Source organism: Spirosoma gilvum (genome assembly GCF_054776815.1).
Genome location: NZ_BAAHBH010000008.1, coordinates 295,279 through 309,768 on the forward strand (window position 1 = coordinate 295,279; position 14,490 = coordinate 309,768).

Below are 14,490 nucleotides of genomic sequence, written 5' to 3' on the forward strand. Positions count from 1 at the left end.
TATTACTAATTCAACCCAATATGGCACTTATAAATCTGGAACACATTAGTGAATTAGCGAATGAAGCGCTTACCAATTATGAATTGCTACAAATTCTCTGTTTCAATTCGGGCGGTGAAGCGACTCAAATACCGGATGAGGTATTCGCCGTAACGGTCAAAACCCGTTGGCAAGCCGAAAACCTGGAGGCAAAACTGTTTAAGCTCCACCAGGTTTGCAGCGACTTTGTAGATGGCAACTTCGGTCCCTATATCGAGGTGTTTGAGAGGTGGAGAGACGATACAGGGGGCGTATTCGATCCATTTGATGAATTAGACGTCTGCTTTAACTGTGACAGCCCCGATGACTTACCTGATCGGATTGAACACTATGGCGAACTACTGCAACTGTCGCTCACTTTTTCTAAGATTCAACAGCAAAAGCAGGCTTCTTTTCATCAAATGGATAGTAAGCAACCTTGGTATAATACTGAATCAGAACATCAACGAAGAGTCAACGAGGAAATCAAAGCGGTACAAGTGGAATATTGTCTGGACCATTACAACTTATTCTATGAGCAGGCAACAGGGCTACTGAGTGCGCATAGGGGTGGAGATATACTAACCTGTTCTGAAGCAATACTAGACCTATTCAGTCCTCAATAATCCACCTGTATAATCTACTACCACTATGGAATCGCAGCAACCTAGTCCATTTGACAAGCTAAACGAAAAGCAACGCCTTTTTGTAGAGCTTTTCTGTCAGTATCGAAACGGAGCGCGGGCCGCACGTGAAGCGGGTTATGCCGAATCGGGTTGCAGGCAGGAAGCGTACCGATTGCTGACAAATGCTGACATTTTAGCCGCTATTTCGCAGTTAATGGAGCAAACGGCCATGAGCAAAGGCGAAGCGCTTGGCCGAATGACAGCTTATGGACGGGGCACAATGGAATACTTTCTAACCGAAGAAGGTGAACTTACGCTGACCTCCGATGAGGCTAAAGCAAACCGGGATTTACTGAAGAAAATCCGACAACGCAAGATTGTTCGCACGACACCGACCGGCGATAAAATCGAGGAAACCCATACCGAAATCGAGTTACACGACGCCAAAGATGCCGTTGATAAACTCTTACAGGTGTATGTCCGGGCTAATACAAAAATTGACTTGTCTAACCTAACAGAGGACCAAATAGACGAAATATTGACTAGGGCAATGAATAAACTTGACTAACTGAAACCGTACAAACTATGACACGATTCGAAAAAATCACGCTGTTAGCGCAAGCCCTGCAAGGTAACACGGCCCGCTTACGCCAACTCAAACAAAAGTGGCTCACTGAACCACTGACTAAAGATGACTTACGGACTATGTCCGATAAGATGCTAACCCTGCTGTTTCAGTCGGGCGTAGGCATCGACCGTCGCTTATTAATCGACGATCAGTTAATACATCTTCGGAAGTTAGAAGCCCAACAGTGGGGTGAAGAGTATGTAGACCCGGCTTCATTAACCGATGAAGAACTAGACCAACAGATTACTGAACTCGAAGCTAAAATAGCTCTGCTAGAAGACGACAGCACCGAAAAGACGGCTGAGGATATTGCATTAGATAACGAAATAGCCTGGTTAAAAGCCCGTATTTACTCATGAATCGAACCCAAAAGATTGCCGTATTAACCCAAGCCCTACAAGGTGACTTAACCAAACTACAGGCGCTAAAGCAAGAGCAGAACGAAGCCCCTATCGTGTTTCTCGTTGACGGAGCGCCGAAAGGTTGGTTTGGCAATCCTGACGATGAGCGGCCCGTCAAGACGCTTTATCAATTAGGCGATAAAGACATATTTGAGTATTTAACCCAAGCCCAAATGCGTGAAAAGGCGTCGGGGGTAATCGCTATCCTTCCGAACAATCAGAGGAATAGCCGTTGGCAAAAAATGTTCGATAGTATGCCTCCACTCAACTCCTAAAAACATCATTGATACGATATGGACACGAACACAGAAACAATAACCTTCGAGGAAAGTATAGCGCTTCAGTTTGATCTATTACGGGGTACGCACCTCATTCTAAAAGAGTATGGCCGAGACACTGACGACGATTGGCCAAAGTGCATGGAAAACGTTTTAACTCACCGTAAACAGCATTTTGAAGCTGGCGAAATCACACAGGAGCAATACGAATACATCGTTAATTTCTGGTTGGACAATTACCCGGAAACAACCCGCCCAATACTTCAATATTAATCGTTACATTCGCTAACTGCTTGCTACAGGCCCGTGAGCGTTAGTCAAATCCCCTCAACGACTTATGTTTACCTTACGGTTGCCCAAAGGAACGGCCTTACTCTATGATTCGTCCTATAAACTACCCGAAGCCCGGCGAATCGACTATGCGTACTACAGCCTGATTCATGCCGCTATTGGGTCAACGACCGAAGATGTTGACCGGCATTTTGAAACCATGTTGGCCTTGACTCAAACCGACGACATCCAGGCTCAAATGAACGCGCTGAACAACTCACGCTATTTGCTCTTTGGCCTGATGCACAAACAGATAGCCCCCAATATTCTTGCCCTGTGCTGTCTGGTCGAATCCGTAGACGGCCAACCCTGGGATGATTGCTCTCCCGATGGGGTTGAAGTGTTAGCCCTTAAGCTCAGTGAAATGGGTATTTGTCAGGAACACGCCGAAGCAATTAAGCCGTTGTACGAAAAGATTATTAAGCCCCTACAACAGGAATTTCCGATGCATTTCCCGGATACCCAGACTGAGGCCGAAGAACGTATACAACGGGCGTTACTCGTTCAGATTGACGAGATCGTACAACCTGACGACCCTAGCCTCGAATCCCGGCGCAAGGGGGTTGAACGGGATTTCTTAGAAAGCATCAAACCGCCCCTGATGAATGGTAGAGGCAATGTCCCTGATGCGATTCGAAATGCTTACCGAAAGAATAAATTTCTGCTTTTGACTGAGGGATTGCCGGTAGACGACCAAACCCCCTCGTTTACCTTCTGGTCTTATATCACCGAATTACAGAGTAAGTACCGCCGTCAGTCGAAAAGTAAGCTAGATTAATGAATACCCCGGCAATACTACAGGCCCGTATTGCCACTTTTTTACTTCTAATCATTACTACGGGTCATGATAACATTTGATGATTTAGGCGACCGTATAGGTATTTTGAAAGTAATTCAGGAGTTGGCCCAGGCTAACCAAACCTATGGCGATACCGTCGAAGCGACTAACAACCGCATTAAAAAGTCGTTGGAAAGTTTGATCACTACGTTATTTACTTATCAGCGTATTGCTCAGACAGACCCCAAACAGGCGGTAGGTATTAAAGATGATATTAATGCTGTTACGACGGCTTACCGAAATCAAAATACGGTCTTAGGCCAGAATAGCCGGGTTATAGATGCGAATAACGCCGTTATCGACCAGATGCAAAAACGGCTTTCAGGATTACAAAAGGAGTACGATAGCCTGGATTTAGCCCAAAAGAAAGACCTACAGCGAAAGAAAGAAATCGAGCGCGAAGTAACTCAAACTACCCGTGCCCTGAATGGTCTGGTTACAGCTACCAATTCTTCAAGCCGGGCCATAAAAGCCGCCGAAGGATCAGTAGATGCCTTACGGGAATCTACAAAAGACCTCTACAAGCAATTAAACGCTATGCCCGATGCCTACATAAAAGGTACGGACAGGATAAACCAACAGAATAAAGCGGCTGTAGCTTTAAACGCTCAGTACCAACAAAGCGTAACGCTTCTAAAAAAAATAGAGTCGGACCAACAGGTTCACAATCGGCACGTTGGTAATTATCCCAAATTAAGCGGGGCGTTAAATATTGCCAGTGACTTAACCGGATTAAGCGGGGCGGCTTCGGCGGCTGGTATCGGGGCGGTTATCGCGTCGGCGGGGGCGGCTGTTTTAGAAGTTGGTCAGGAGTACGAAAAGTTAGCCCTACTGACCGAAAACGCGCTAAATAATAATAAGAAAGCGGCCGCAGAAGCAAACGCGGTTATTCGGGATTTTGCCGACCACAGCCCGCACGACATAGAGGGCGTTACTAAAGCCTATACCCGTTTGGTTGATATTGGTATTATTCCAACGAAGGAGCAACTAACTGAAATCTCAGATATAGCCGTTGCGAAAAACAAAACGGTTATGGATTATGTCGAAGCCATAGCCGACGCGCAACAGGGGGACTTCGCTAGGTTGACTGAGTTTGGGATTAACGCCAGTAAATCGGGCGATAAAATCATATTTACGTTTAAGGGGGTACGTACAACTGTTGACGATAATAGTACGGCAATCAGTAATTATCTGATTGGCTTAAGTAAGGTTCCAGGCGTAATAGGCGCAACGGATAAATTAGCGCAATCGTTTTCAGGCCGTTTATCAACCATGAAAGACGGTGTAAAGGGCGTTGCCAGTGATTTATTTCAAACCTTTTTGCCAGCCTTAAATGCCGTTTTGGGTGCGTTAAATTGGGGAATTGGTATTGTTGGTGGTTTTGTCAAGGGGCTTAAACAAATGTCCCAGGAACAGGGGATATTAACAACGCTCCTAAAATTTAGCACCAATCCTTTTGGAGCCGTTACAGAAGCTTGGGACGCCCGTAAACGCGCCCCGCAAACAATTACCCCAAACAGCACCCCGGAATCAGACAAGCTTCGTAAGCAATTACAGGAACAACAAAAAGTTAACGATGCGAAGCGTAAAGCCGACGAAGCGGCCGCGAAAGCCGCCAAAGAAGCCGACAAAGTTCTTTCTGAAACGTTAGGCCGCAAGAAAGCCGCCAACGATACCGAATTAGCCCAATTAGAAGCACTCAAACAGGACGGACTAATTAGCGAAGCCGATTTCATCAAAAAGCGTAAACAAATCACGTTGGCCGGTATTGCCGAACGTCAGGCAATTCTACGTAAAGCCGGTAAGACTGAAACCGACGACTATAAACGACTCGCTACCGAAAAACTCGAAGCCGAAACCCTTTATAAACGCGAATCCTTAAAACTAGCTTTAGCGGGTAGTAAGGCCGACGCGGCTAAAGCGATTGCCGGTTTAGGTCGGGACAAAGAAGACGGTACGTTAACCGATAGCCAATACAACGAACAAAAACGAGGAATCTTAGTAGCGTCGCTCAATGAGCAAAAACAATTGCTTATACAGGCCGGGCAAGGTCAAAGTCAGTTAGCGAAGGAGATAGACGAACAGCTATTAGAAGCCGACCGCGATTATTTCCGCGAACGGGTTAAGATTGCAAAGGCCGGTTGGAAAAAGGAACTAACCGAAACGGTAGACGACCTAAAGGAAATCGACCAACAGACCGCCGAACACTACGAAAGCGAGTTAGTCAAAATCCAACAGTTTTACGACGATCAACGGGCCGAAGTGCGAAAAGCACAGGCCAACGGTAAACTAACGTCGGACGATGCACAAAGCCGGTTGGCGACGATTGATATTAACCAGCTACAATCAGAAATAAAGGCTTACCGGGCCGCGTATGACGAAGACCGTTTTTTGTCCGATTCGTTAATTGAAGCGAAGCTACAGAAGCTACAGGAATACAAAGCGAAGGCAATACGAACCCAGGCCGAAATCAAAGCGGCCGAAGAACAGATAGCGGCTCTAAAAAAGGCCAAAGAGGAAAACGCGGCCAACGACAAAAAGAAACTTGATAAAGAGGTTGCCGATAACGCTATAGCTCAGTCTAAGCGAAAAACAGATAAGGAAATATCTGACGATGAAAAAGCGGCTAAAAAGAAGAAAGAGCTTAGGGATTTTGGGTTAGCGTTGGGCCAAACGTTAGGAGATGCCTATTTTCAGATCGAACAACAAAATACGGCCAATCGACTAACCGAGCTAGACAAACAGAAACAGGCCGAATTGGACGCGGCCGGGGATTCTGCCAGTGCCAAAAGTGCGATAGAAGCCAAATACACCCAACAGCGTAAGGTGTTAATGCACCAACAGGACGTACAAAACCGGCAACGGGCTATTTTTGATATTCTGATTGCGGCCGCTGTCAATGCCATTAAAGACCCAACGACGGCCCTATTTACGGGCGGGTTGGCCCTGGCTGAGATTGCCGCGATTTCGGCCGTACCGTTACCAACCTACTTTACGGGTAAGAATTTCGACGGCATAACGAATGATAACTATTCAGGCCCGGCCGTTGCGGGCGAACGGGGCCGGGAACTCTGGCAACACGACGGTAAATTAGAGCTGGTAGATAAACCGTCTTTAATTAAGGTTGGTCGTAACGACGTGATCTACCCCAACTACATGACCGAACATATGCTACAGGCTAATGCGATTGTAGGACAAGCCAATCGTCAATCAATAGCCGGGTATCAGTTAGCGCAAAATCAGGAAGCTTACCAGGGGCGTCAATTGGCCGGGGCGATAAACTGGGATAACTTCCCCATAAATCGCTTAGCGGATGCGATTGGGGAGGCTAACGAAAAGCTACCGTTCAATATGACTACGTTTGATGAACGAGGAGTTTTAAACTGGTTTATCAAAGCCAATCAACGGACGCTAGACCATAGTAGAAAGCATGACCACAATTGGACGAAGGTCAATGGTGAATGGCGTAGGCGATAAATACAATATCAGTAAAAAGAAGTAAGCCTGGTTTAATCGCCGGGCTTATTTGTTACCAATGCAACAAAGCTAAATAAGCTCACCTTTACAAGCTACATTAGCTTAATACCCAAAAATTACGGGAAAAATACCCTTTTTTATGAGTTACTAAACATGTAGGTAAGTAAATTCCTCGTTAAAACGGTTTACTACTCGATTATGGAGGCAAAAAAGAGCCTTCCGTTTACCAAGCATACTTTTGGCGGAAGTGAATATACGTTTTCAATTATAAAGGAGTGTATGAAACAAATAAACGTTAGTAAAATCCTTAGATTTCGATGATAAAAAACATAATCTTAAGTATACTAAAACAAAGACAATAAAAACTACAAATGAAAACAAGCTTTATACTATAAAAGAGGAATTATGATTAAGGGCAGCGTAAAGACTGAAGTTTAAGTAAAAGGATTACTATTTATTAAAATGACATATTCTGGTATTATTAGACGTATAATATAAAAAGCGCCATGAGTAATCTTTTTGGTTGAAAATCAATATTTTAGCAGTGCGGATGCCTAAACAGGTCAAAAGTACACCTCACCATTAAATAAATATTAAATAATGAAAAATCAATCATTTATTGACAAAGTGCTTAATCAAGACGTTAGACAGCAAGTACCTCGCTTAGTTTATGCAATCTATCGGGTCGGGATTGTAATTTTTATTACTTTTTACGCATTTAGAGGTGAAGAAAATCCATACTTACTGAACACAACATTTAGCACTCCTAAATTTATAATTATCAATTATATATGGTTAGTTTCGATTACGTATTTTTATTTAGAGACAAAAACAGCACAATTACACTTCACAGATATATCACTTGGAAACTATGATGATGAGGTTTCGGTATGGGCAAAACGTATAAATTTATTAATAAGTTGGAGTCTCTTGTTTGATGGGTCAATGGCTATATTATTAATTGGGCTTTCTAAGAAAAGCACAACACTTAATCCGCTGACCGTATCTAAACAGTTAGTCTATTTAATACATTTTTTATATTGGTTAGTAATATTTCATTCTTATTATTTTCCAACCTATTCTTCGAGACTGAAGGAGAAAATAGAGAAATACAAATGGTACTATTTTTTTACAGGTGGTGGATTTAGCAGTGCGCTGATTGTCACAATTTGCTGGCTTTACTTCAATAAAGAATATGGGGAAGAATTTACACGGCTAAGTGATTATAATGAATTACTAGTTTTTTCATTAATTGTTTCAATTGCTCTTGCAACTCTTGTAAGGATAACGGTTGAGGACCGCCAAAAAAAGAAAGAGGCGCTTACTAAAAGTTTACAGATAAAACACGATGAATTAGTATTAGCTAATACTAATTATGAACAAGCCAAGGAAAATCTTATACTAGATCAGCAGAAACGTACAGCTTTGTTAGAAGCACTAAAAATATTACTGACAAGAGCAAAAGATTCGCCTGAATCCAATGGAACACTTGAAAAAGCTCTTGGTAGTGAATTAGAAAATTTTGCCAGCTTAATCAGTCAGCAAATACAGGTAGAATACTGTGCCATTGGAAGTGTTGAAGGACAAAATGTTAAAGATATTGCCATTTTTGTTAAAGGAGGTCCTAAAGATAAATTCATGGCACCGGATATGAGTCGAGGGACGCTTGCAAACACTTTTGTAGGTAAAGTACTTACTTCAGAAGAAGGTAAAGCAAGAGGTTTAAATATTCCCAATGAAGCTAATCATGACAAAGTAAGTGAGTTGATCAAAGCAATTCCCTCAAAACAACATAAAAGCTATTTATTAGTAGGACTTTACGAACGTGTTTTAGGTAATGAACGAGGCCGACCTGTTGGGTATATTCATTTGGTTAATAAGCTAGATCCAGATGGGCATATTGACGATGAAGGATTTTCATATGATGATGAATCTACTATTGAATTAATTGCTAATCAATTAGAATTAGTTGCAACTATACTTAAGATAAGACAGGGTAAATATGAAGATGAAAAGTTTCTTAATACTCTAACAAATGAAGCTCAGGCAAACCTAATAATTAGGAAAGCATTTGACTATTTAAATCAAGAATTTAACTGCAATCTTACATCATTATGGATGCCTATAGAAGAAGGATTTGCCGAAGATAAAGAAGAGAACCTTCATGTAATTTTAAGGACTGTAAAGGCTAACGAATCTATATATGGTGGCGAAAAAGAAGCGAATGAGTTAGAAGAATTACTAGGAAAGGAATTAGCATATCCTGTTCAAAGTAACGAATGTTTTGTTGCCAATTTGTTGCTTACCAAATTTAAAGAACCTATTCAAGCTTTTCAAGAATCAATATCAATGAATCGTACCGCGATGGAAATTCAGATCATCGCTGAAAAAAATTTCTCTACAAATTCACTTAACTCTTGGAACGCATACGAATCTATTATATGCGCTGAATCGTTACTTGTTATACCTTTTTACCGAACAAGAGCAAAACATAATATGACAGGAAATGCTCACGCAAGTACGCCATGGTGGGAACATATCTTGGGCATAATTTGTCTTCGTGTTTCAGCAGATCAGTTTCCTTTCCTTTTAAATATTCATCTTCAAGAACGGCTTAAAAATTTTGCTAGTCACTTTAGTACTTTACTAGAAAATTCAATTTATCAAGCTCGCTATGAAAAACTGAGTTTATTGAAAAATGGCCTGTTAAATTTGCCATTTGAAGAGATCGATGAATCAGCTTTTTATAAAGTTTTAGTTTCTACTATAAAAGATGCTATGGAATGTGAAGCTTGTACTCTTTTTCTTAAAAATTCGACCAAGAACTTTATGGTTATAAAAGCGAGTACAGCAGAGTACTATTATAGCAATAAGTTTAAAACTAAACCATTACCTACAGCGTCAATAATTAATAAAGATTTATATCCATTATCTGCTGAGAAAAGTATTACAACTGAGGTTTTGAAAAAAGGTAAAACCTTTATGACTAATAATGCGGAAAATAATAAAAATGCATCCTTTAGATTTGTTGAACATATAGATAATCAAGAAAAATATGACCATAAAGCCTTTATTGCTACCCCAATTGGGAAACGGAGTGAAGTAATAGGTGTCGTTCGTTGTGTATACAAAAAAAATGAAGGGTTTGTTAAGACTTTTAACCGATTTGATGAAGAATTTTTGAGTTTAATTGTTGGAATAATTACTCGTTTTATTGACTACCTATCTCATACAAAAGAACGTTTTAGATTTATAGGTACGTTCAGTCATGAATTCTCAGGCCCGCTCCAGGAAATAATGGGCTACAATGAATTAGGAGCTTTACGTATGCAACGATTTCGCACCTTATCTGAAAATGAGGAAAAAAGACAACCACAGTTACTTAATCTTTCCAGGCAATTACAAGAGTATTTTTCTATTCAAACTGACGAAATCGAACAGTTAAGTCTAGTTTTACAAGACTTTCAAGTAAATTTAGGCTCAGAGTCAGGTAGTAATTTGGACCTTCGTCCACAACCTGTTTTAAGCGCAATTGATAACGTATGGGCTTTACTGCGTAGGAAAGCAGAGGTAGAAAAAGGGATAAATATTAAAAGAGGAATAAGTAACTTAAAGCCTCAAGATAGTGCGGAAATAGAATTGAATGTTGATATTTTAAGATTTAAGCAAGTTTTTTACAATCTTTTTAAAAATGCAGTACGTTATTCGTATACAAAAGATGAAGCAATAAGTAAAGGGTTGCAAGGGGGGCATATTGGTGTTTATTATAACACCATGTATGAAAAGGTTAAGCAATACCCAAATACAACAAATTGGCATACTTTTGAAATTGAAAATTGGGGTATAGGTATTCCTCAAGAAGATGTGAAAAAGCTGTTTGAATGGGGCTATCGTAGCGATAACGCTAAAGAGTATGTGCCAAGTGGAAGTGGAATTGGGTTATATGTTGTTCACCAAATTATGGTTCAACATGGAGGTTTTGTCAAAGTAGTTAATAATATCAATCCTACCATGTTTCGCGTTTATTTTCCAAAAAACACTTAAACATTTATATATATGAATATCTTATTTATAGATGATGAGAAACGAATTGAGCCAATAGTCGAATATTTAAAAGCATTTGATCATGATGTGTACGTAGCTCAAACTGTACATGATGGATATAATTATTTTCGAGAAAATAAGGATAAAATAGATGTTGTTATCCTCGATGTAATGATGCCTGTTACTGAAGAGGCTAAAAGAATGAATTTAATTGATATTAAAAAGGCAGATTTGGGTTACTCAACCGGTTTGGTACTTTATGAAAAACTAAAAGAATTAATACCACCTGATCATCATTTAACTATAGTCATATTGAGTGCTAGAATGGATATAAAAAACTTCGCTTTATTAAAAGAAGACTTACAGAGTGAAAAAGTAATAGTATTAGAAAAGCCTGTCAGGTCCTCTGTTCTATTAGAAGAAATTACAAAGGCACACAAACCACACCAATCAAAGTAGTTAAAATGTTTACTAAAAAAAATTTTAAATATTGGATTTCGTCTTTATTAGCCTTAAGTATTATTTCAGGCTTTATGTATAAAATTTTTTTTATACATAATTTACAAAAGCCTATTGGTGAAGTAAAAATTGGATTAATATCTAAGCCTGGTTCTAAAAGTGTAGTTTCAGATAGTATTAACTACTTATTAGGAAAACAAGTAGATGCTTATTTAGAAAAAAAGGACGATTCTAAAGGTGTTGATGTAGATAATGCTAGTTTACTCGTTGGTGCAGTGGCTTTATTATTAACTATTATGGTTTTGTTTACATTTCGTGACTTTGAACAACTGGACCGTATTAACGATATGGTTCAAAAGGCAGACATAACTCAAAAATCTGTTGAAAAGGCGGTAGATGAATTAAGTATTGAACAAAAGAAACTTAATGATACTATTTCTAGGTTAGAAGTAAAAGAAAAAAAAATAGAATCAGATTTTGACCGAAATAACAAAGAGTTTAATACAATTAAAGAAAATTTCGAACTAGGTTTAGAAGAGGCTAAAAAGACAAATTTTAATACATATTTTGGTATTTTTAGCAGGACGATTGAAAGCTTTTTTAATCAAAACCTAATAGATGAAATTACATATGTCTTGATTAATAATGAAATAGCTTGTGCAAAAATTGAACAGACTGATGTAGATTTACGTATGGAAGGCTTTAATACATTATTTGCACGAGGGACGATGAAAGATACCTCATTTTTGGAGGCAGTTTTTTTATCAGAAATTGAGTCGAAAGAGATAAAAGATAAAGCACTTCTAGCTTTCAAAGCTATCTTGAGTAGAAATAAACCAAAATCATAATATAAGGACAAAATTTTAGTTGAACTTTAGTAATTCTTCTTAATTCTATTCAACAGAGCTTTTTTGCTTATGGTGATTGAGACTGCAATGTAAGCGGGAATTGGCCTATTGACCTTAATAGTAATTGATCTTTTGCACTCTGTTGCAAACGAATGATGAAACGGACGTATTCTATAGAGAAAGCTCGTGATCAAGCTGTAAATCCAATTCATAGGGCCTATATAATCAAATATCATTTGTCGAATTGCACTTGGAGGACTTAGCAATGGGCACATTAAAGGAGTAATTTACCCGCTTTCCTTTCTACTTGTCACACATAGGTAGCTGTAATTGCTAATGGCTGATTGATAATACAACTATTGATTCATGATTAGGTGTAAACCATAAGTCTTCGTTGATAGTCCAATATTGTTTCAGTAATATTGGTTAACTTTTTTAAGTCTAAAAGCTGATGGCAGACATTAAATATAAGGTTGGCAAACATATTCGGGAAGCGCGTAAAGCAAATGGTCTTACTCAAAAAGAACTAGCAGAGAAGTTAGGAGTTGGTGAGCCAGCTGTAAATGGTTATGAAGGCGGTAAACAAAATTTAACTATTGAAACTTTGCAAAGGATTGCTGATGCATTAGGGGTAGAGGTTAGTACATTTATCAAATAGATTATTTTGCTTAAAAACTTGCCATATATCAGAAGTTTGGTAATATTGTAAAACTAATTCAGGTAAAGCTACCTGGTTAAATAGCGAAAGCCCCAACGTCTAAAAGCCTGGACAGCTGGTCGTTGGGGCGAAGTGTAACATAAAACCGTTAAATCTTATGAACACGGAGCAAAGCTACGTGGGTAGGGGCACTTTTGCAACCCAACCAACACCAACGGCCCAAAAGGTGGCCCAAACAGCTTCTACGGCTGACAATCTGTTGACACCAATCGTTGACGAAGATTGGCGTGACGACTTTCTGAGGAAAGTAGCTACCCAAAGCGGTAGTAAAGAGTATTTATTCTACCTATTAGAGTCGATCCGCGAACAGATGTTAGGGAAAACAAACGTAATCCCAATTATAACCGAAATCGTTAGTGATTGCATTATAGACCGGGACTATACTAGTAGTCAGAAAAAACGCAAATTATCGGCCCTATTAAGTCTTGTAGGTTTTATGTCTGAATTAAGGGAGTATTTCGAGTGCTTCGATATAGAGTCCAATTATATCAAAGCAGCCAACGCGCAAAGCTGTGAAGACGATGACTAAACAAACAACTGTTCGTTGTTGGCTAAAAGCGTTATGGTGGCTTTGCTTGGCTATCCTGGCTACACAATGGCAAGTACACAGGCTTTATTGTCAAAGCCATTCAACAGTAATAAACAGCCTTTATAAACAATCGATTAGCCGGGCTGTAATAACGCTAAAATAGACGTTAGGTTGGCCGAAAAGGTTACACCTGTTAGGTAATAAAAAAACTCCCTACACGAAACCGTGAGCTTATACGCATCGGCAGAACGTCCACCTTTTGAGTTTTCCGGTGACATCGTCAAAACCTGATAATGCACTTTTTCGATTGCGGACTTTTCCAATGCGCTTACTGTTTCTTATTTATTAAAGGTCGTTAGCCTCACTAGCGGCCTTTTTTGCGTCCGTTTATGACCTGTATAGATGAAAACATCAGTAGCAAATTCCTAATTATCTTCTTTTGCCGAAGTGTTAAGTAGTTAATCAAACAGTAAAATGGTACAGGTTCCAACAATTGAAGAATTCCAGGCATACGTTCAGCGTATCGAAAGGGTAGAACAGGAATACGATTTTCTAAAATCGCTATTAACGGGTAATCGCTGGCTGAATCGTAATCAGGCTATGATAGCCTTAGGTATAAAGGATGATAAATTACGAGCCCTAACGCTAAATGGTATGTTAATTCATCGGTACGAAGGAACCAGGCCGTTTTATGATGTTTTTTCGATTCGTGATTATCTTGCCGATAGAAAGATTGACAGGCAGGAAATTGATAGACGCATTCTTAGGGCGGCTCATAAAGCGTAATGCCGAAACCTTGTCATTGTTCAACAGCTATGAAAATAGACTACCAGAACGAACTACAAGTAGCTGTATGGGCCTATTGGCTTCTTACTGCCGTTTAAAACTATTTTCAACGATTGATGCAAATGCTACAAGTTCCTTCCTACGAAGCCTTCCAGGCGCTAGAAAAGCGTGTCGAAGCCGTCGAACGAGAAAACGGCTTTTTGAAAGAATTACTAACCGGCAAACGTTGGCTGAATCGCAATCAGGCTATGATTGCATTAGGCGTCAAAGACGGTAAATTAAGGCAGTTAACAGTTAATAGAATTATAGCGCATCGGTACGAAGGGACAAAGCCATATTATGATGTCATTTCAATCCGGGCTTACTTAGAGGGAAGAAAAATAGAAGGCAGCGAGATCGATAAACGCGTTCTAAGAGCGTATTTCGAGTAACCAGTAAGATACTTTGTCACTGTTCACAATGCCTGGCCTGTAAGTATCACAAACGCTCAGCTACCCGCAAGTTCTTTAA

At 39.8% G+C, this 14,490-nt stretch carries 14 protein-coding genes; all 14 read left to right on the plus strand.

Annotated elements, in window-relative coordinates; genetic code table 11:
• The first annotated feature begins 20 nt into the window (after positions 1-20).
• The 14 genes from ACYVFD_RS21730 (at position 21) to ACYVFD_RS21795 (ending at position 14,411) form a co-directional block, all read left to right on the plus strand.
• Positions 21-644: a hypothetical protein gene (locus tag ACYVFD_RS21730; RefSeq protein ID WP_461092603.1), complete on the plus strand. Its 624-nt coding sequence runs from the start codon at positions 21-23 to the stop codon at positions 642-644.
• Between the two features lie 25 nt (positions 645-669).
• Positions 670-1,212, plus strand: coding sequence for a terminase small subunit (locus tag ACYVFD_RS21735; RefSeq protein ID WP_461092604.1), 543 nt, complete (start codon positions 670-672; stop codon positions 1,210-1,212).
• 17 nt (positions 1,213-1,229) lie between these two features.
• Positions 1,230-1,631, plus strand: a complete 402-nt coding sequence (locus ACYVFD_RS21740; protein ID WP_461092605.1) for a hypothetical protein — start codon at positions 1,230-1,232, stop codon at positions 1,629-1,631.
• Positions 1,628-1,948 carry a hypothetical protein gene (locus tag ACYVFD_RS21745; RefSeq protein WP_461092606.1) on the plus strand — a complete coding sequence of 107 codons (321 nt, stop codon included), beginning with the start codon at positions 1,628-1,630 and terminating at the stop codon, positions 1,946-1,948. Before ACYVFD_RS21740 ends, ACYVFD_RS21745 begins: the two co-directional genes overlap by 4 nt.
• 18 nt (positions 1,949-1,966) lie before the next feature.
• Positions 1,967-2,224: a hypothetical protein gene (locus ACYVFD_RS21750; RefSeq protein WP_461092607.1), complete on the plus strand. Its 258-nt coding sequence runs from the start codon at positions 1,967-1,969 to the stop codon at positions 2,222-2,224.
• 64 nt (positions 2,225-2,288) lie between these two features.
• Positions 2,289-3,059 carry a hypothetical protein gene (locus tag ACYVFD_RS21755; RefSeq protein WP_461092608.1) on the plus strand — a complete coding sequence of 257 codons (771 nt, stop codon included), beginning with the start codon at positions 2,289-2,291 and terminating at the stop codon, positions 3,057-3,059.
• A 66-nt stretch (positions 3,060-3,125) separates the two neighbouring features.
• Positions 3,126-6,596: a hypothetical protein gene (locus ACYVFD_RS21760; protein WP_461092609.1), complete on the plus strand. Its 3,471-nt coding sequence runs from the start codon at positions 3,126-3,128 to the stop codon at positions 6,594-6,596.
• A 600-nt stretch (positions 6,597-7,196) separates the two neighbouring features.
• Positions 7,197-10,640, plus strand: coding sequence for an ATP-binding protein (locus ACYVFD_RS21765; RefSeq protein ID WP_461092610.1), 3,444 nt, complete (start codon positions 7,197-7,199; stop codon positions 10,638-10,640).
• Between the two features lie 12 nt (positions 10,641-10,652).
• Complete coding sequence (locus tag ACYVFD_RS21770) at positions 10,653-11,099, plus strand: hypothetical protein (protein WP_461092611.1); 447 nt, start codon at positions 10,653-10,655, stop codon at positions 11,097-11,099.
• 5 nt (positions 11,100-11,104) lie between these two features.
• Positions 11,105-11,947 (plus strand): hypothetical protein, encoded by an 843-nt coding sequence (locus ACYVFD_RS21775; protein ID WP_461092612.1) that lies wholly within the window; start codon positions 11,105-11,107, stop codon positions 11,945-11,947.
• Between the two features lie 451 nt (positions 11,948-12,398).
• Complete coding sequence (locus ACYVFD_RS21780; protein ID WP_461092613.1) at positions 12,399-12,605, plus strand: helix-turn-helix domain-containing protein; 207 nt, start codon at positions 12,399-12,401, stop codon at positions 12,603-12,605.
• Between the two features lie 157 nt (positions 12,606-12,762).
• A complete protein-coding gene (locus ACYVFD_RS21785) occupies positions 12,763-13,194 on the plus strand; it encodes a hypothetical protein (protein WP_461092614.1) in 432 nt (143 codons plus the stop codon).
• Positions 13,195-13,668: 474 nt separating this feature from the next.
• Positions 13,669-13,980, plus strand: a complete 312-nt coding sequence (locus ACYVFD_RS21790) for a hypothetical protein (protein WP_461092615.1) — start codon at positions 13,669-13,671, stop codon at positions 13,978-13,980.
• Between the two features lie 122 nt (positions 13,981-14,102).
• Positions 14,103-14,411: a hypothetical protein gene (locus tag ACYVFD_RS21795; protein ID WP_461092616.1), complete on the plus strand. Its 309-nt coding sequence runs from the start codon at positions 14,103-14,105 to the stop codon at positions 14,409-14,411.
• Positions 14,412-14,490 lie beyond the last annotated feature (79 nt).